Origin of the sequence: Erwinia tasmaniensis Et1/99 (assembly GCF_000026185.1) — a bacterium.
GTDB classification, from domain to species: domain Bacteria; phylum Pseudomonadota; class Gammaproteobacteria; order Enterobacterales; family Enterobacteriaceae; genus Erwinia; species Erwinia tasmaniensis.
The window spans coordinates 1,998,775-2,015,339 of sequence record NC_010694.1; the positions used below are offsets into that span (position 1 = coordinate 1,998,775).

The 16,565-nt window shown below is 56.2% G+C and carries 13 protein-coding genes; 5 read left to right on the forward strand and 8 right to left on the reverse strand.

Annotated elements, in window-relative coordinates:
• Positions 1–4: 4 nt before the first annotated feature.
• A complete protein-coding gene (locus tag ETA_RS09910) occupies positions 5–892 on the reverse strand; it encodes a LysR family transcriptional regulator (RefSeq protein WP_012441494.1) in 888 nt (295 codons plus the stop codon).
• Positions 893–991: 99 nt separating this feature from the next.
• Here ETA_RS09910 and ETA_RS09915 point away from each other — a divergent pair, with 99 nt between their 5' ends.
• Positions 992–2,260 (forward strand): MFS transporter, encoded by a 1,269-nt coding sequence (locus ETA_RS09915; RefSeq protein WP_012441495.1) that lies wholly within the window; start codon positions 992–994, stop codon positions 2,258–2,260.
• Between the two features lie 89 nt (positions 2,261–2,349).
• Here ETA_RS09915 and ETA_RS09920 read toward each other — a convergent pair whose 3' ends face one another.
• On the reverse strand, positions 2,350–3,147 hold the full coding sequence (locus ETA_RS09920; RefSeq protein ID WP_012441496.1) for a DUF1460 domain-containing protein: 798 nt from the start codon (positions 3,145–3,147) through the stop codon (positions 2,350–2,352).
• A 243-nt stretch (positions 3,148–3,390) separates the two neighbouring features.
• Between ETA_RS09920 and tus the strand changes: the two genes are divergently transcribed.
• Positions 3,391–4,320: a DNA replication terminus site-binding protein gene (gene tus, locus ETA_RS09925; protein WP_042958913.1), complete on the forward strand. Its 930-nt coding sequence runs from the start codon at positions 3,391–3,393 to the stop codon at positions 4,318–4,320.
• A gap of 64 nt (positions 4,321–4,384) precedes the next feature.
• On the opposite strand, the gene fumC is transcribed toward tus, so the two are convergent.
• Positions 4,385–5,782 (reverse strand): class II fumarate hydratase, encoded by a 1,398-nt coding sequence (gene fumC, locus ETA_RS09930; protein WP_012441498.1) that lies wholly within the window; start codon positions 5,780–5,782, stop codon positions 4,385–4,387.
• Between the two features lie 403 nt (positions 5,783–6,185).
• Between fumC and ETA_RS09935 the strand changes: the two genes are divergently transcribed.
• Entirely contained in the window at positions 6,186–7,682 is a 1,497-nt protein-coding gene (locus ETA_RS09935) for a YdgA family protein (protein ID WP_012441499.1), read from the forward strand.
• A gap of 154 nt (positions 7,683–7,836) precedes the next feature.
• Complete coding sequence (gene add / locus ETA_RS09940; RefSeq protein WP_012441500.1) at positions 7,837–8,835, forward strand: adenosine deaminase; 999 nt, start codon at positions 7,837–7,839, stop codon at positions 8,833–8,835.
• Between the two features lie 74 nt (positions 8,836–8,909).
• Here the strand turns inward: add and ETA_RS09945 are convergent, their stop codons facing one another.
• The 5 genes from ETA_RS09945 to ETA_RS09965 form a co-directional block, all read right to left on the reverse strand.
• Complete coding sequence (locus ETA_RS09945) at positions 8,910–9,950, reverse strand: oxidoreductase (RefSeq protein ID WP_012441501.1); 1,041 nt, start codon at positions 9,948–9,950, stop codon at positions 8,910–8,912.
• A gap of 75 nt (positions 9,951–10,025) precedes the next feature.
• Positions 10,026–10,937: an arabinose operon transcriptional regulator AraC gene (gene araC / locus ETA_RS09950; protein ID WP_012441502.1), complete on the reverse strand. Its 912-nt coding sequence runs from the start codon at positions 10,935–10,937 to the stop codon at positions 10,026–10,028.
• Between the two features lie 11 nt (positions 10,938–10,948).
• Positions 10,949–11,929, reverse strand: a complete 981-nt coding sequence (gene araH / locus ETA_RS09955; RefSeq protein ID WP_012441503.1) for an L-arabinose ABC transporter permease AraH — start codon at positions 11,927–11,929, stop codon at positions 10,949–10,951.
• Positions 11,922–13,469 (reverse strand): L-arabinose ABC transporter ATP-binding protein AraG, encoded by a 1,548-nt coding sequence (gene araG / locus ETA_RS09960; protein ID WP_012441504.1) that lies wholly within the window; start codon positions 13,467–13,469, stop codon positions 11,922–11,924. The genes araH and araG overlap by 8 nt, the downstream gene beginning before the upstream one ends.
• 61 nt (positions 13,470–13,530) lie before the next feature.
• On the reverse strand, positions 13,531–14,514 hold the full coding sequence (locus tag ETA_RS09965; RefSeq protein ID WP_012441505.1) for an arabinose ABC transporter substrate-binding protein: 984 nt from the start codon (positions 14,512–14,514) through the stop codon (positions 13,531–13,533).
• A 358-nt stretch (positions 14,515–14,872) separates the two neighbouring features.
• On the opposite strand from ETA_RS09965, the gene ETA_RS09970 reads away from it, so the two are divergent.
• Positions 14,873–16,564 (forward strand): ribulokinase, encoded by a 1,692-nt coding sequence (locus ETA_RS09970; RefSeq protein ID WP_012441506.1) that lies wholly within the window; start codon positions 14,873–14,875, stop codon positions 16,562–16,564.
• The last annotated feature ends 1 nt before the right edge of the window (position 16,565 follow it).

Below are 16,565 nucleotides of genomic sequence, written 5' to 3' on the forward strand. Positions count from 1 at the left end.
TGCCCTAGCCGGGCAGCAATAATGCCTTCATCGCCGCGGCGACCGCAGGCATTTCACGCTGCTTCGACCATACCAACCAGACCTCCGAACGCGCATCCTGCTCTTGCAGGGGGATCCAGACGACGTCATTTAGCCGCACCCGGTGAAATGAGGCGGGTAAAATCGACACGCCTAAGCCGCCCGAAACCAGGCCAATAATGGTCATCGCTTCTCCCACCTCTTGCGCAATATCAGGTTGGATATCATACCGTTGCAGCAGCTGGATAATTTCTCCATACAGCGCAGTACCTACTCCGGGGGCGAAGAAAACGAAGGGCTCCAGCGCCAGTTCACTTAGCGCAATCTGCTGGCGGTGTGCCAGACGGTGTGCGCGGTGTACCAGCGCGTACATCGGTTCGCGTAGCAGCAGCTGGTGATGAAAAGTTTCTGGCAGAACCGTATTGCGCATAACGCCCAAATCAAGCCGTCCATCGCTAAGCGGTGCCAACTGTTGACGCGTATTTATCTCCTGCATTTCGACATGCACGGCCGGGTAGCGTTGTCGAAAGGTAAATAGCGCATGTGATACCGCGCTAATCAACGGTGCGGATGAGGTAAAGCCAATACGCAACTCCCCTTCATCGCCGCGATGCAGTCTCGCCGCTTTGTCAGCAGCCTGCTCAACCTGCTGCATAATAAGACACGCGTCCTGATAAAACTGCTGGCCGGCAGCGGTTAACCGTACGCTACGGTTAGTGCGGGCGAACAAACGCGCGCCGACCTCCTGTTCAAGGATTTGGATCTGCTGACTTAGCGGTGGCTGTGACATATTTAGCCGCATTGCGGCGCGACCAAAATGCAGCTCTTCGGCCACGGCAATGAAGTAACGCAGGTGACGCAATTCGACATTCATATTTAAAAGATATTATTTGAGATTATTAATATATTAGACATCATAAACTAACTTTCTTACCCTTTACAGGTCGAATTTAATAATACCTAAGGATGCGAAGTGAACCGCTTTTCTCAGGCCGTCACGCAGCCCACATGCGATGAACGGCTAACGTCCTCCCCCGTTTCTACTCCTGCTACAACCAAAAATCTGTATATCAAACGCGGTACGCCCCAGTTTATGCGCGTGACCCTGGCACTGTTTTCAGCAGGGCTTGCAACCTTTGCATTGCTCTATTGCGTCCAGCCGATCCTGCCGATCCTGTCACAGGAGTTCGGCGTATCGCCCGCGGCGAGCAGCGTATCGTTATCTGTAGCCACCGGGTTAATGGCACTCGGACTGCTGGTCACTGGCCCCCTGTCCGATGCCGTTGGGCGTAAGTCGGTAATGGTTACCGCACTGCTGCTTGCGGCTATCTTCACCTTAATTTCCGCCACCATGTCAAGCTGGCACGGGATTTTAGTGATGCGCGCGCTGACCGGGTTGGCTTTAAGCGGTGTGGCGGCGGTGGGGATGACTTATCTCAGTGAGGAGATGCATCCCGGCGTGGTAGCCTTTTCAATGGGGCTGTATATCAGCGGTAACTCAATTGGCGGTATGAGCGGCCGCCTGCTCAGCGGCGTCATTTCGGATTTTAGCAGCTGGCGGATCGCGCTGATGGCGATCGGCTGTCTGTCTCTTGCAGCGGCACTGATGTTCTGGAAAATCTTGCCGGCATCACGCCACTTCCGCCCAACCTCACTCAAGCCGCGCAACCTGATGCTAAACTTCCGCCTGCACTGGCGCGATCACGGGCTGCCATTGCTGTTTGCAGAAGGCTTTTTGTTGATGGGGGCTTTTGTTACCCTGTTTAACTACATTGGTTACCGCCTGTTGTCTGCGCCCTTTTCCCTTAATCAGGCCGTGGTTGGTTTGCTTTCAGTGGTCTATCTGACCGGATCCTGGAGTTCCCCTAAAGCGGGAGTCATGACGGCAAAATACGGGCGTGCACCGGTATTACTGTTTTCCACCGCCATTATGCTGACCGGACTCCTGATTACCCTGGCTGGTAATGTTTGGCTAATCCTGCTGGGCATGATGCTGTTTGCCGCAGGTTTTTTTGCCGCACACTCGGTTGCCAGCGGCTGGATCGGCGCTCGTGCAAGGCGCGCTCGCGGCCAGGCCTCCTCGCTCTATCTCTTTTTCTACTATCTGGGTTCAAGCGTGGCAGGAACATTAGGAGGCGTGTTCTGGCATAACTTCGGCTGGCACGGCATTACCGCATTTATCGCCATTTTGCTGCTGATGGCATTACTGGTAGGCTCGCGACTGCATGCCAGAAAGCTTTAATCGTAATATGTCGAATCTGCGCCGGGATCGCCCGGCGCAGATGTCAGCGTTAAGCCCGACAGCGTGTTCGTCCTTCAAATTGAGGGTTTCTAATCTGCGCGCAGCACGATAAAGCCGGGTTTTGAGGTCATATACTCGACAAACGGCGAATCAACTACCTTCATATTACTCGCCAGTGATGAAGCATTTCTAAACCAAACCTTTCCGGCGGTTTTTATGATTATCCCCGTATGTGAAACGTCCAGCCCCGGAAGTTTTGAATGAACCCCGATATAATCACCGGATTTAAGCTTAGCAAGCACCGCCGCGTCGATCGCGTGACCGGGAATGTAGTTTATTTCTCTGGGGATAATGCCAAGGTTGGGTATATATTCGCCACCGTCTGCCTTGGCGTTAAGGTTCTTTTGCACGCTGACGTAATCTGAACTTATCTTACGAGTGACGTCGGTAGCATTGTAGGGAGCCACCGCAGACCAGTCGGTGAAAAAATGCTTCCTGCTGAAATAGGCAACATTTCCCTGCGCATAGCGGGTCTCAACTAACTTGTTAATAAACGATTTATAATCTTTAGCTCGCGTCAGCGCCTCAACGTAATCAATCAGGGTGAAACAATCGACCCCGTTAAAATCTGCTACCAGGATTTCATTAGTATCCGCAGAACCCACCAGCGTGTTGCCCTTGTATGGCGTATTCAGAAAGGCCGATGACACAGAGCTGACCAGATTCCCGTGCTCAACCTCTCCTGACGTCATCACCTTTTCGCGGATAACCTCGTTCACCTTTTCGAAAGTGAACCGATCCATTTTCACCTCATATTGATTGCCGTTACTTTTGGTGCAAGAGGCCAGGCAGGCGGAAAGTAATAGAAACAACGCCGTCTTTTTCATTGGTATCTTCCTTAATAATGATTCCCGGCACACATTTAATGACATATCCCTGTGACCGCAAACGTTAATACCCGTTCGTTTACATTTTGTTAATTAATGGATAATAGTGGCCCTGTTTCGCCGGGGATTAACGCGTAAATGCCGCCTTATCCCCCTGCCCGACATCTACAGTCTTCGTTGTTGATGTTCATCGCCATCCCTTATATAATTATTAGTATGTTGTAACTAAATGTCGAGGTGGGAATGAGTCGTTATGATGTTATCGAACAGCTTCATGCCGTTGTCGCTCAACTGGAGCATGAGCTGCACGGGTTACAACAGCAGATAATGAGCCTGCGACTGCTGGCTGCACGCGTTTTCGAGTTACCTGATGTGGCAAAAGGTCAGGAACACGAGCCGCTGACGCAGATTTCAGTAAGACAACTGACGGGGCAGCCGGCGCTGCAACGTACTTTGGCGCATTTCAACCGGCTGTTTATGCAACATCAGTCGGAAAAGCTCAGTACCAAAGCCGCAGTGCGTCTACCCGGCGCTATCTGCATGGAAACCAGCAGCACGCAGTCTGCCCTGCTGCGAGAGCAAACAGAAACCATTAATCAGCTTAAGCGGCGTCTTGAACAGCTCATCACCGTTGAATCCGGGCTACCGAGCGAAGAGCGTTTTGAGTTTGTGCATACTCACCTGCACGGGCTGATCACCCTGAATGCTTATCGCAACATCGCTTTGATCGACTCGCCGGACTCGGTGCGTTTTGGCTGGGCAAATAAGCACATTATCAAGAAGGTTAGCCTCAGCGAGATACTGGAGAAGCTTCAGAAAAGCCTCAAGGCGGGGCGGGCCGTCGCGCCCTGGTCGCGTGAACAGTGGGCTGAACGCGTGGAGGACGAGATAATGCTCCTGAAGGCGCTGCCCGCGGGTGCGGTGTTAAAAATAAAACGTCCGGTAAAAGTTCAGCCAATAGCCCGCGTCTGGCATGCAGAGCAGCAGAAACAGATCCAGCTGGCCTGCCCTTCTCCGCTGCTGGTGTTATGCCCGGATGCCAACAGCGTGCCCAGGCTGGGTGAGTTGCTGAATTATGATGCGGATAAGGTGGTGCACCGCTACAAGCCGGATGCACAGCCGCTGCACCTGATTATTCCACGACTGCATCTCTATACCGATCGCCTGGCGTGAGGCCCGGCGCGATAAAGAAATGCTCCTCACTGAGGCAGCGTCGCCCCAGTGAGGGAAATCCGGCTTAAACCTTCATACTGCCGACCATTTCTTCCGGCCGAACCCAGGCATCAAACTGCTCTTCCGTCAGGTAGCCAAGCTTCAACGCGGCTCCCTTCAGCGTCAGCCCATCTTTATGGGCCTTTTTCGCAATTTCTGCCGCCTTGTCATAGCCGATATGAGTATTCAGCGCGGTGACCAGCATCAGTGACTCATTAAGCAGTTGCGAAATACGGTCACGGTTGGGCTCAATACCCTGCGCACAGTGGTGATTGAAGCTGTCCATGCCGTCAGCCAGCATGCGGACTGACTGCAGGAAATTATGAATAATCATCGGCCGGTAAACGTTCAGCTCAAAGTTTCCCGATGCCCCCCCCATATTCACCGCCACGTCATTACCCATCACCTGGCAACATAACATCGTCACCGCCTCACACTGGGTTGGGTTTACCTTACCCGGCATGATGGAACTGCCCGGCTCATTTTCCGGAATAGCGAGTTCACCAATGCCGCAGCGTGGGCCGGAGGAGAGCCAGCGCACGTCGTTGGCAATTTTCATCAGCGAAGCCGCCAGCCCCTTCAGCGCCCCGTGCGCGTGAACCAGCGCATCGCAGGTCGCCAGCGCTTCAAATTTGTTCGGCGCAGTGACAAACGGCAGTCCGGTCAGAGAGGCCAGTTCACGGGCGACACGCTCCGCATACTCCGGGTGGGTATTCAGTCCGGTGCCTACCGCCGTTCCCCCCAGCGCCAGCTCTGCCAAATGGGGAATGCTGTCCTCTATATGCTTCAAATTATGGCTCAACATTGCCACCCAGCCGGAGATCTCCTGCCCCAGAGTTAACGGCGTGGCATCCTGAAGGTGAGTACGGCCAATTTTGACAATATCTTTGAAAGATCCCGCCTTCTCGTGCAGCGTTTTTCGCAGCACCCGCAATTCGGGGATAAGATGCTCGCGCAGCGCCACCACCGCCGCAACGTGCATCGCGGTGGGGAAAACGTCGTTAGAGCTCTGGCTTTTATTCACGTCATCGTTAGGATGAACCCGTCGCGACATCCCGCGTTCGCCACCGAGGATCTCACTGGCGCGGTTGGCCAGGACTTCGTTCATATTCATATTGGTTTGCGTGCCGGAGCCGGTCTGCCAGATCGCCAGCGGAAACTCACCCGGATGTTTGTCGGCCAGCACTTCGTCAGCGGCCTGAACAATCGCTTCGGCACGCTCTGCGGGCAGCAGCCCGAGGTCGCAATTCACCCTGGCGGCGGCCCGTTTAGTCTGCGCCAGCGCGTATACCAGCTCGATCGGCATTTTTTCCGAGGAGATACGGAAGTGTTCCAGCGAGCGCTGCGTCTGCGCGCCCCAGAGTTTATCGGCAGGTACATCAATCGGTCCCATTGAGTCTTTTTCAACGCGATTCGCGGCCATTCCTCTCTCCTGTTATATAAAGTAATGATAAACCTTAATTTTTAAGCACCTCATGGTCTGATGTGCGGCGACAGTCTGACATAGCCTTGCTTAAGATTATGCGACTCATTCGCGTTTCTTGCACCTTCAATGTCAGCTGACCACAGAATGCAGCTCGCGTATAAAATCTAAAAACACCGCGGGATCGGTCATATTCAGAGTCGGCTACCCGCAGATAACAGGCTTTCTTTAACTAAGGTTTATAAGGATTTGCCGAATTGCGCTGACGGCAGCAGGCAGAATTGCTAATATCAATAAAATACTAACCATTACGCCGCGCAGGCGTTTTCGTCGCCAGAAGATTGCCTGCTGATTGAAACGGAACACACGGCGTTCGTGAACTGAAATAAGGACGACAATACAGATGAATAAAACAAAAATTGCCGTGGGGGTGATTGTCGCTCTTGGCGTAGTCTGGACTGCTGGAGCCTGGTTTACCGGTAAACAGCTGGAAAAGAAAATGGATCAGATGGTGCAACAGGCCAATGAACAGATTCAGGAAGTCTACCCGGAGAGCCGCCTGAAGGTCAGCTACCAGGATTTCCAGCGCGGCGTTTTCAGCAGTACGACCCGATTTGTCTTACAAAGCAGCTCGCAAACTGAAGATAATTCCGTGCTAAAACCCGGTCAGACGGTGGAATTCAAAGAGACCATCGATCACGGTCCCTTCCCGCTCGGCCAGCTGAAAAAATTCAACCTGCTCCCCAGCATGGCGTCGGTTCACACCGAGCTGCTCAACACTGACGCGGTGAAAAAGCTGTTTGAAATCACCAAAGGCAAGTCGATCGTGCAGGGTGAAACCCGTATTGGCTATGGCGGAAGCACGCATTCCGATATCCACCTGCTGCCAACCGATTACAGCGATGCCGAGAGCGGAGAACGCTTCGCGTTTGATGGCGGTATGCTGAAAATCGCCGCCGACGACAAGGGCGACGAAGTCACCTTCAGCGGTGACGTTGGCAACCTGCAGCTGACCGGAAAAAACCAGCTGGACGCCGCAGTTACCGTTAACCTTAGCGGCCTGCGTCTGGATGCGAATACCCACCTCAGCCCGGAAGGAATGCGTATTGGCGACCAGGTTGTCAAGCTGCAAAAACTGGTGGCTTCGGTCGACGGTAAAGAGGCGCTGACTGCCGAAGGCCTGAACGGTAAATCGAGCTTTGATTCTAAAGAAAACCGCGTAAGCGGTCAGATTGACTACACCCTCGACGCGCTGAAAATAGAAGGTCAGAATTTCGGGCAGGGCAAACTCTCCATGAAGCTGGCGGACTTCGACGGCAAAGCGATGAAGGCCTTCTCTGAAAACTATAACAGCCAGCTACAGGCACTGAGTGCGGATACCGCGCTGCAGGCCAACCCTGAGCTGTACCAGCAGCGCGCGGGCGAAATCCTCACCGCTAATCTCCCGCTGCTGTTGAAAGGCGATCCTTCCATCACTGTTGCGCCACTCAGCTGGAAAAATGAGAAGGGTGAGAGCAGCTTTACCCTGTCGGCCCAGTTCAAAGATCCGGCCAACGCTCCCAAGACGGCCCAAACGCCGCCTCAGCAGCTTGATAACGTGCTGAAAGCGCTGGACACCAAACTGACCATCTCAATGGATATGGCTACCGATACCATGACTCACGTGGCGCTGGCTGAAGGCTATTCGAAGGAAGAGGCCGCTAAGCTGGCCGAGCAGCAGGTTAAGGGACTGGCTGCGATGGGCCAGATGTTTAAGATAACCACCCAGCAGGACAACAATATTGTGACCAGCCTGCAATATGGCGCCGGTCAGGTCACCATGAACGGCGAGAAAATGCCGCTCGATCAGTTCCTGATGCGTTATATGCTGGGCACCGCCATCCCGGGCACTTCAGAGTAATTTCCTTTCAGAGCGCCACCAGGCGCTCTTTTTTTTGCATAGCAGCCTGATATTTCAGCAACCGGCGAGTCCTTTGCGCAATTTGCTGGCGCTGTTGCGCAAACTGTTTTTATAATGTTCTGCACTTTGACTGATAAATACAGAGAGTGCCGAAATGATCGATTCTCAGCTTCCCCTTACCGATATTCATCGCCATCTTGACGGCAATATTCGTGCGCAAACCATTCTTGACCTGGGTCGTGAGTTTAATCTCACCCTGCCCGCCACCACGCTTGCCGCTCTGCGTCCGCACGTGCAGGTCATTGAAGCTGAACCGGACCTGGTGAGTTTCCTCAACAAGCTGGACTGGGGGGTCAAAGTGCTGGGCTCTCTGGACGCCTGCCGCCGCGTGGCGCTGGAAAATGTTGAAGACGCTGCACGCGCGGGGATCCACTATGCCGAGCTGCGTTTCTCGCCGGGCTACATGGCCATGACGCACGGTCTGCCGGTGGCGGGCGTGGTAGAAGCGGTTATCGACGGCATCAGGGCCGGCTGTGCCGCCCACAATATTGACGTAAGACTGATTGGTATTATGAGCCGTACCTTTGGTGAAGACGCCTGCCTGCGCGAGCTGGACGGCCTGCTTGCCCATCGTGATGGCATTACCGCACTCGATCTCGCTGGCGATGAGCTGGGCTTCCCGGGCCGCCGCTTCCTCAGTCACTTCAACCGTGCGCGCGATGCCGGTCTACGCATCACCGTGCATGCGGGCGAAGCGGCAGGCGCGGAAAGTATCTGGCAGGCGATCCGCGAACTGGGCGCCGAGCGCATTGGTCACGGGGTAAAAGCGGTGGAAGATCCGGCGCTGATGGATTTCCTGGCACAGGAAGGTATTGGCATTGAGTCCTGCCTGACGTCAAACATCCAGACCAGCACCGTTGCGACACTGGCGGATCATCCGCTGAAAACGTTCCTTAATCACGGCATTCTGGCAACGATCAATACTGATGACCCGGCGGTACAGGGCATTGAGATCGAACACGAATATCATGTGGCGGCCCCGGCTGCTGGCCTGAGCGTGCAGCAGATGCGCGTGGCACAGGAAAATGGCCTTAAAATTGCTTTCCTGAGCGAGGAGGAGAAAGCCGCCGTTCGCGCCCGTCTGGCGGCTTAACCTCTCCCGCGCGCGTCTGCTGTCGACGCGCGCGGCTAAGGCAAATAAGCATGACCGGCGCGCAACGTGCCGGACTATTTCAGCGAAACGGTCTGACGCCTCTCAGCCGACTGAAGTCCCAGCTCTATTAACTCCATCACCTGAATCGCCTCCGCCACTTTTACCGGATTTTCACCCGCCCCGTTCACCGCATCGCGTATTGCCGCATAGTAAGCCGGATAGTTGCCCGGAATAGTCAGCAGCGTCTTTTCCACCATCCCATCCCCCTCCACTACCGTCAGCACGCCGTCGCGCATATCGTAGCCCCACTCTTCCTGAGGCAGGCGTGCACCGGCTTTCAGGCTCTGCTCCTGGGGGTCGAGACCATACTTAACGAAGCTGCCGTGCGTGCCGTGTACCTGATAACGCGGCGATTCAGCGGCCACCAGCATACTGCCGTGCAGGATCACGCGGCGCTGCGGGTAGATCAGCGTGGCGTGGAAATAATCGGTCGTCACCGCGCCCGGCCGCAGGTTGGCAATATCAAGATGGATCGCGACCGGTGAACCAAACAGCTGTAGCGCCTGGTCAATCAAATGCGGGCCCAGATCGAACCAGATGCCGCTGCCTGCGCCTTTCTGCTCGCGCCAGCGCTGATGAACCTCTGGGCGGAAGCGGTCGAAGTGAGATTCAAAATAGCGCACGTCGCCCAGCGCGCCATCGGCGAGCAGCGCTTTCAGCGTCAGAAAATCACTGTCCCAGCGCCGGTTATGGAAGACTGACAGCAGCAGTCCTTTGGCATTAGCCAGCGCTTCCAGCTCATGCGCCTGAGACAGTGTGACGGTAAAAGGCTTGTCCACCACCACATGTTTGCCCGCGTTGAGCGCCGCTTTCGCCAGCGGGAAGTGAGTATCATTAGGCGTTGGGATGACGATAAGCTCTAATGATGGATCGTTAAACAGCTGCTGCGGGTCGGATACCACGCGCATCGATGGATACCCGGCATGCACTTTGCCCGCATCGCTGCTGGAAATGGCTGCCAGCTCCATGCCGGACGTGCCGGAAATCAGCGGCGCATGGAAGGTTTTGCTGGCGAAGCCGAAGCCCACCAATCCAACACGGATTTTATCACTCATTTTTGTCCCTCACGTAGTTGTGCGTTGATTTAAGACCATCAACCGCAGCAGGACAAGCCGGATTTGGCTGAAAACTTACCCGATAGCATCGTCGGCTAAATGCCAGCTTTCGCCCTGCGCCTCCGGGGTATCCAGACGTCGGCGGCGAAAATCGCTGGGGCTAACGCCTGCCCGTTTACGAAACACGCGGGAGAAATAGAGTTGGTCGTCGTAGCCGACCTCCCTGCCCACGCTGGCAATGGGCTGCAGGGTGTTCTGTAGCAGCAGCCTGGCACGTATCACCCGCTGATCTTCGCGCCAACGCAATAGATTGACCCCCATCTGCTCGCGGAAAAGGTGTGCCAGGCGCGAAGGAGACAGGCAGACATGCCTCGCGACCTCATCTATTTTTACCTCTGCCGCCAAATGCTGCATAACGTACTGACAGGCTTCCACCACGCGCGCATCGCGCACCTGCTGATGGCTGTGCGGATCTTCCTCAATGGCGCGCAGCAGCAGGCGTTCCAGCAGATTCATTGCCAGCTCTTCGGCATAACGTCGCCCGGAATTGTGCGTTTCTTCAATGCCTTCAAACAGCCGCTCAAATTCGTCGCGCAGCGCCTGCGTCAGACGCAAACGGCCGATCCCTTCGGCCTGCTCCTGCCACGCCAGCCAGTCACCCCAGTAGGCACGCGGACGGAAATAGATCCAGCGGTGACACCAGCAGTCGCTGGCCGACGAGCGGCCATAATAGTGCGGCGTTTTCGGCTGAAACAGCAGCAGGTCACCGGGTTCACAGTCAAAAGCCTGCTGGCCGTGCTCAACGCGCCCGCACCCTTTAATCGTCAGATTAAGAATGAAACCCTGCATGCCCTGTGGCCGGTCGATAAAAAAGTCGAGCGGGCCTGCCGCATCAATGGGCGTTAACCCCGCCACCAGCCAGGCGCTAAAAGGATAGCCCGGTAGCAGCGGATTGGATTGCGCCACAGGCGCCAGACGATGATACATACCCCCTCCCGTCAGACCGCTTTCACTTTCTGTTTGTAGCGGTCGAAGATGACCGCCGCTAACAATATCAGTCCGCGCACCACGTACTGTGAGAAAGGCGAGATATTGAGAAGATTCATCGCATTCTCAACCGTACCGAGGATCAGCACACCGGCCACCACGTAAGAAATTTTTCCGACGCCGCCCTTCAGCGATACGCCGCCCAATACGCAGGCGGAGATAACGATCAGCTCATAGCCCAGAGATGTCATCGGCTGACCGCTGGTCATACGTGAAGCGAGGATAATTCCCGCCGCCGCCGAGACCAAACCGGACAGGATAAAGATAATGATGCGCGTGCGGACAACGGGCACTCCGGCCAGACGCGCCGCCTCTTCGTTACCGCCAATCGCCAGCGTATTGCGGCCGAAGGTGGTTTTATTCAGCAGAAAAGCAAAGATTAGCAGGGTGATGACGGTCAGCCATACCGGGGCCGGAACGCCGAGCCAGCTGGCAGAGCCGAGCGCAAAAAAGCGTTCGTCTTCAATCCCCACCGCCTTACCGTCGGAGAAGATATAGGCCAGCCCGCGCACGATCTGCATGGTGGCCAGCGTGGTGATAAGCGCATTGATCTTCAGTCTGGCAATCACAAAGCCGTTGATAAACCCGCAGGCCACGCCCAGCAGCAGTCCGGCGGTCACGCCAAACCACAGGCTTTCGGTCAGATTAATCACCACCGCACAGACAACCCCGGCGCAGGCAATGACCGAGGCAATCGACAGGTCAAAATCACCGGAAGCGAGGCAGAACAGCATGCCGCAGGCCACCATGCCGGACATTGATATCGCCAGGCCCAGCCCTTTCATATTGATCAGTGAACCAAAGTTAGGAATAAACAACGTACAGGCGATAAACAGGGCGGCAAAGACCACCAGCATGCCGAAATTCTCCCAGATACGCGCGGGGCTAAAAAGTGACGGTGTAACTGACGTGGTAGATGACGTGTCAGACATGATTTCCTCCTGTGGGATCAGGCCAGCCGGATACCGGTCGGGCGGATTTAGGCATTGCCAGACTCAGGGTCAGGGCTTCCGTTGCATCGTTATGGTCAAGCTCTCCGGCTATTTCCCCTTCACGCATCACCAGGATACGATCTGCCAGCCCCATCACCTCCGGCAGGTCGCTGGAAGCAAACAGTACCGCGACCCCCTGCTGCGCCAGTGCGTAAATCAGCCGGTAGATTTCATTTTTTGCCCCAACGTCAATGCCGCGCGTGGGTTCATCCAGCAGCAGCACCTTCATCTCTTCCGACAGCCAGCGGCCGAGGATCGCCTTCTGCTGGTTGCCGCCGGACAGATTTATCATCAGCCGATCGGCTGACGGCGTTTTGATATTTAACGAGCGAATATGTACCTCGGCGTTTTTCGTTTCCCAGGCGCTGTCGATCAGCCACCCCGCTTTCAGATGATGCCGCCTGGCGCTGATGTTGATATTGTCGCGCACCGAATGTACCGCAATGATGCCGTCGGCCTTACGATCCTCCGGGCACAGCATGATCCCGGCACGGATCGCATCGCCCGGCGCTTTGAGATTCAGCTTTTTACCATCAAGGCACAGTTCGCCGCCGCAGAGGCGCGTGGCCGCAAAGATGCCCTTAAGCAGTTCGCTGCGCCCTGCGCCCACCAGGCCGAACAGACCGACAATCTCCCCGGCGCGCACGCTAAGCGATATCGGGCTGCGCACCCCCTGCGCCTGCACGTTTTTTAGCTGCAGACGCACTTCGCCCTGTTGACGCGGATGGTAACCATAAATATCGCCAATTTTACGCCCCACCATCGCCGCCACCAGCTGATCCTGGCTGGTACTCGCCACGTCGTTAAAGGTTTGTACAAAGCGCCCGTCTTTGAACACGGTGATCGCATCGCTCAGCGCGAAGATCTCCTCCATGCGGTGCGACACGTACAGCACCACCTTGCCGTCGGCGCGAAGCTGGCGGATAACGCGGAACAGCCGATCGATTTCCCGCGCCGACAGCGAACTGGTCGGCTCATCAAAGGCGATGATGCGGGCATTGCGCGCCAGGGCTTTGGCGATCTCAACCATCTGCCACTGGCCCAGTGAAAGATATTTCAGCGGCAAATCAGGATCGATATCCATACCGAGGGTTTTCAACAGCCGTGCCGCTTCTGATCTCAGCCTGCCACGTTTAACCAGCCCGCCGCGCTGCGGTAGCTGGCCGAGGAAAATATTCTCCGCTACCGACATTTCCGGCACCAGATGCAGCTCCTGATAGATAATCGCTACCCCAGCGTTGAGCGCATCGGTGGCCCGCATAAATTTTACCGGCTGCCCCTCAAGGCGGATCTCACCCGCCCCCGGCTGATAGCTGCCGCTAAGTATTTTTAACAGTGTCGATTTGCCCGCGCCGTTTTCACCCATCAGAGCGTGGACTTCCCCGGCACGGCACTCGAAGCTGATATCCTGTAGTGCCCTGACGCCGGGAAAGCTTTTACCGATGCCGTGAAAGCGCAGCAGGGCGGCTTGTTGAGTCATCATGTCCTCCGGTGAGGTTGTTGGCCGCAGCCGGGCGTATCGCCCTCGCCGCGTGAGCAGATTACATCAGCCCTTTTTTCGCCAGCTCGGTTTTGAAGTTATCTCTTGTTATCAACACGACATCAGTCACTTCGGTAAATCTCGCCGGTTCAGTGCCGTTTACCACCCAGTCGTGCAGCATTTTGATACTGCGATAGCCGTGAACGTCCGGGCTCGGCAGCAGCGACCCATAGAATCCGGTCGCCTGACTTTTTGACAGCTCGCTGACGGCATCCACGCCGTTAATGCCGATACCAACCACGTCCGCGGCCTTAAATCCCTGCCCTTCGCTGGCGCGCACGCCGCCCAGCACGGTGTTATCATTCATGCCGACGATCAGCCAGTGTTTGACTTCGGGATGCTGCACCAGCAGGGAATTACCGGCATCAAACGCGCCGGGAATATCGTTCGATTTAGTCGGCACTTGATAGATCTGTTTTTCCGGGAAGCCGGCAGCCCGTAGCGCCGCCAGAGATCCCCCTGTGCGACGGCGTGCGGTATCCAGCTCGTTGGCGGTGATCGCCATGACCGCGGTCTCTTTTGTCTCCCAGCCACGCTTCTGCATCTCTCGATACAGCTCGTTGCCCTGCCGTTCGCCAATTTTGGTCGCCGCCATCATCACCAGCGGCACGCTATCCATCGGTTTACCCTTTGCCGTAACGAACCGGTCGTCGACGGCGATCACCTTCAGGTCATAGCTGCGCGCTTTCGCCACGATCGCCGCGCCGAGTTTCGGGTCAGGGGTACAGATGACAAACCCTTTGGCACCGCTGGCCGCCAGGCTGTCGATGGCGTTCAGGGTCTTCTCCCCGTCCGGTACGGCGATTTTGATCACCTCAAAATTCAGTTCCTTGCCCGCCTTGTCGGCAAATTTCCATTCGGTCTGAAACCAGGGTTCTTCCGGCTGCTTAACCAGAAAGCCGAGCTTCAGCGTTTCTGCCATAGCGAATTGTGACATAACGGCAGCGAGGCCAATCGCCGCCAGTGATTGAGTCAGTTTGTGCATGATGCTCTCCGCTTCAGTGCCCGTATCAGGCGGTTTGTGTAACCGGTAACAAAATGACGAGAATAAAAATTGATGCTTTTTAACAAGTAATTACCTGAACACCGGCAGCCTCGTAGTGGGGTATGTGCTTAGTTCTACCTGCAAGCGGAAAAAAATAGGTAGAGCGTTATCACACCCTGAAATTACAGCTGATTACTCCATAACTTCAGTCGATTTAACCTTAAGTCAACATTTGCGCATCATCACATAAGCATCGCCCACGACAGAAAAATACATATTTACAGCCTGAGCGGGCTAACCGTTATCTCCCTGACTTCCCAGGATAGAGGTCACTATTACGGCAAGCTGGAGGATCACTATGTATAAGGGCGCGATTACCCTCGGCCTGGATTTCGGCAGCGACTCGGTACGGGCGCTGGCGGTGGAGTGCGCTACCGGCCGCGAGCTGCATAAGCAGGCGGCGGCGTATCCACGCTGGCAGGACGGGCGCTACTGCCTTCCCGCACGCAATCAGTTTCGCCACCATCCCCAGGATTATATTGACGCGATGGAACGGGCCGTTCGTGACGTTGTCACTAAGCTCACGCCGCAACAGCGGCGTGACGTGGTGGGTATCGGCGTGGATTCGACCGGCTCTACGCCTGCTCCCATCGATCGGCAAGGCCGGGTGCTGGCCCTGCGCCCCGAGTTCGCCGACAACCCCAATGCGATGTTTGTGCTGTGGAAAGACCACACCGCGATTGAGGAGGCGGAAGCGATCACCCAACTCTGTCGTAGCGGTGAGTATCAGGACTATTCACGCTTTGTCGGCGGCGTTTATTCGTCGGAGTGGTTCTGGGCCAAAATTCTTCATATCAGCCACGTTGACGAAGCCGTACGTGACGCGGCGGTTTCCTGGGTCGAACTGTGCGACTGGGTACCGGCTCTGTTAAGCGGCACGACGGCGCCCGGCGATCTGAAACGTGGCCGCTGTGCCGCCGGACATAAGTCACTCTGGCACCCTTTGTGGCACGGCCTGCCGCAGGCGAGCTTTCTTAACGCCCTCGATCCCCTGCTGACGCGCAGCCTGGACTATCCGCTTTTCCAGGACACCTGGACCGCCGACCGCCCGGTGGGCACGCTCAGTCGCGAGTGGGCCGCTCGCCTCGGCCTGCCGGAGGATGTGGTTATCTCTGGCGGCGCGTTCGACTGCCATATGGGCGCGGTCGGGGCAGGCGCGCGGCCCTACACCCTGGTGAAGGTGATCGGCACCTCGACCTGCGACATTATGATCGCCGATGCACAAAGGGTCGCTGACCGGACGATAAACGGCATTTGTGGACAGGTGGACGGCAGCGTAGTGCCGGGAATGATTGGGCTGGAGGCCGGGCAGTCGGCATTTGGCGATATGTACGCCTGGTTCAGCCGCCTGCTGGGCTGGCCGCTGGTGCAGGCCGCGCGGCAGCAGCCTGCGCTGAGTCAGCAGTTTGAGCACGTCCGTGAAACGCTGCTGGAGGATCTGACCACCGCCTGGGCTGCCGATCCGCAGCTCAACCATCTGCCGGTGGTGCTTGACTGGTTTAACGGTCGGCGCACGCCTTTTGCTAACCAGCGCCTGAAAGGCACGATCGCCGATCTGAATCTCGGCACGGATGCCCCGGCGCTGTTCGGCGGCTTTATTGCCGCCACCGCCTTTGGCGCACGCACCATTATGGAGTGCTTCGACCAGCAGGATCTCCCGGTGCAGCAGATCCTGGCGCTGGGCGGCATTGCGCGTAAATCCCCGGTCATTATGCAGGTGTGCTGCGATGTGATGAACCGTCCGCTCAGTATTGTCGCTTCTGACGAGTGCTGTGCGCTGGGCGCGGCGATATTTGCCGCCGTCGCCGCCGGGGTTTACCAGAACATCCCCGAGGCGCAGAAGCGGATGGCCAGCCCGCTGGCGCAGACCCTGCAACCTGATCCGGAGCGCGTTCTGCGCTTCCAGCCGCTTTATCAACGTTACCTTGACTGGTGCAGAATAGCCGAACCGCTATTTGCACCTGCCCCACTCTCAGTCAGTAAGGAATGAT

Coding starts and splice junctions, on each gene's coding strand:
- ETA_RS09910 (WP_012441494.1), bottom strand. CDS start 892: ATGAATGTCGAATTGCGTCACCTGCGTTACTTCATTGCCGTGGCCGAA.
- ETA_RS09920 (WP_012441496.1), bottom strand. CDS start 3,147: ATGAAAAAGACGGCGTTGTTTCTATTACTTTCCGCCTGCCTGGCCTCT.
- tus (WP_042958913.1), top strand. CDS start 3,391: ATGAGTCGTTATGATGTTATCGAACAGCTTCATGCCGTTGTCGCTCAA.
- fumC (WP_012441498.1), bottom strand. CDS start 5,782: ATGGCCGCGAATCGCGTTGAAAAAGACTCAATGGGACCGATTGATGTA.
- ETA_RS09935 (WP_012441499.1), top strand. CDS start 6,186: ATGAATAAAACAAAAATTGCCGTGGGGGTGATTGTCGCTCTTGGCGTA.
- add (WP_012441500.1), top strand. CDS start 7,837: ATGATCGATTCTCAGCTTCCCCTTACCGATATTCATCGCCATCTTGAC.
- ETA_RS09945 (WP_012441501.1), bottom strand. CDS start 9,950: ATGAGTGATAAAATCCGTGTTGGATTGGTGGGCTTCGGCTTCGCCAGC.
- araC (WP_012441502.1), bottom strand. CDS start 10,937: ATGTATCATCGTCTGGCGCCTGTGGCGCAATCCAATCCGCTGCTACCG.
- araH (WP_012441503.1), bottom strand. CDS start 11,929: ATGTCTGACACGTCATCTACCACGTCAGTTACACCGTCACTTTTTAGC.
- araG (WP_012441504.1), bottom strand. CDS start 13,469: ATGACTCAACAAGCCGCCCTGCTGCGCTTTCACGGCATCGGTAAAAGC.
- ETA_RS09965 (WP_012441505.1), bottom strand. CDS start 14,514: ATGCACAAACTGACTCAATCACTGGCGGCGATTGGCCTCGCTGCCGTT.
- ETA_RS09970 (WP_012441506.1), top strand. CDS start 14,873: ATGTATAAGGGCGCGATTACCCTCGGCCTGGATTTCGGCAGCGACTCG.